2 protein-coding genes are annotated in these 1559 nt (G+C 36.5%); both read right to left on the bottom strand.

Going from position 1 to position 1559, the window contains the following annotated elements; translation table 11 throughout:
- Positions 1–674, bottom strand: a 674-nt coding sequence (locus tag C8D80_RS12715) for a tetratricopeptide repeat protein (protein WP_394364586.1), incomplete at its 3' end; no start/stop codon positions are given.
- A gap of 20 nt (positions 675–694) precedes the next feature.
- On the bottom strand, positions 695–1559 hold an 865-nt coding region (locus C8D80_RS12710; protein ID WP_133610998.1), incomplete at its 5' end, for a PorP/SprF family type IX secretion system membrane protein.

The following is a 1559-nucleotide window of genomic DNA, read 5'->3' as shown; positions in this document are numbered from 1 at the left end:
CCATCGCTTGTAATACTTGCTGGTCCATCGTGCCATTTGGTGTTTAGGTTGTCTACCGCTACTGCATCGCTAATGGTTCCATTTGCGTTGTAAGTGGCTTTGTAGATATCTAAATAGGGCTCTTCGTTGAAGTTGCTGTTTCTTTTTGAAGTGTTTCTAGCACTTGCAAAATACACATTGTTATCATTAGTAAGTACCGCTCCAAAGTCGGTTTTATCGCTACTTACGTCTGATTTTGCAATGTCGTACAATTTAGATTGTCCTTGCAATTCTGGAAGGTAATTCGGTTTGCTCACAAATGCTTTAGCTCTTTGGTCGTTTGGTGCCAATTGCGCAAATTGTTGCATTTGTTTGTCGGCTTCTTTGAAGTTTCCTTCTGCTTTTAGCATTTGAGCGTATTTGTAATACGTTTCCGCATCTTGCTTCTGCTCTACAACTTTTGCATACCATTTTACAGCTTCTTTTGTATTGAATACATTGTAGTAGCTCTCTGCTAATTGTTTGTAAACGTAGTTATCTGCTTTGCTGCCTTCGGCTAATTTTAAGTATTCTTTGGCAGCATCAACATATTCGTATCTATCGAATAATTTGTCTGCCGTTTTGGTGTATTGATTTTGTGCACTAAGTATTCCACTTACCATCACAAAACTTAATGTTACATATAAATTTCTCATTGTACTTTAGTCGGTTTAGGTTAGAAGAATCTTGGTGAACTTGATACTTTTTTCGGGAAGTTCAAATCAAACAACAATATAATCTCGTGTGAAGATGGCGTTGTTACATTCAAATCCGATACGATGTGATCGTAAGCGTAACCTAATTTTATATTTGGGGTAATGGCATAATTAACCATTGCTCCAAAACTGTCTTCTAATCGATAGGTTCCGCCAATTTCAAATTTCTCATTAAACAAGAAGTTAGCCGATAAATCCAATGATGTTGGCGCTTCAAAGGCCGATTTCATCATGAAAAATGGTTTGAATTTTACATTATCATTGATATCAAACACATATCCTCCCGTTACAAAATAATGTGATACTTCTGAACCAAATTCTCTTCCGTTAAAATCTAAATGTTTCGACTTCATTAAATTAGGAATCGAAAATCCTAAATAATACTTATTCGTATAATAGAAAAGTCCTGATCCAATATTGAAATACGAATTACTCGTATTCTCTGAAAAAGCAGGGTCATTCGGATCGGGTAACGTCGGATAAACATCATCAAACAAACTTACTTTGTGCAACGTTAATCCCGTTTTTAATCCAAAAGCTAATTTGTGTTCGCCTCCTAAATTTAATGTATAAGAGAAATCAGCATATATGTTATTCTCCTCTACTGGGCCAATCTTATCTGAAATAACCGATAATCCCATTCCAACATTCTTACCCACCGGAGCATGTCCAAAAAAAGTAGTCGTGGTAGGTGCATCCTCAATCTCAACCCATTGCTTTCTATGTAATAATCCTAATGATAAATTCTCTTTGCTACCCGCATATGCCGGATTCATTACACTCATATTGTACATGTATTGCGTGTAGTGTGGGTCTTGCTGGGCA

This window comes from Flavobacterium cheniae, from assembly GCF_004363695.1.
Classification (GTDB): Bacteria; Bacteroidota; Bacteroidia; order Flavobacteriales; family Flavobacteriaceae; genus Flavobacterium; species Flavobacterium cheniae.
This window is presented reverse-complemented; position numbering and strand designations above follow the sequence as displayed.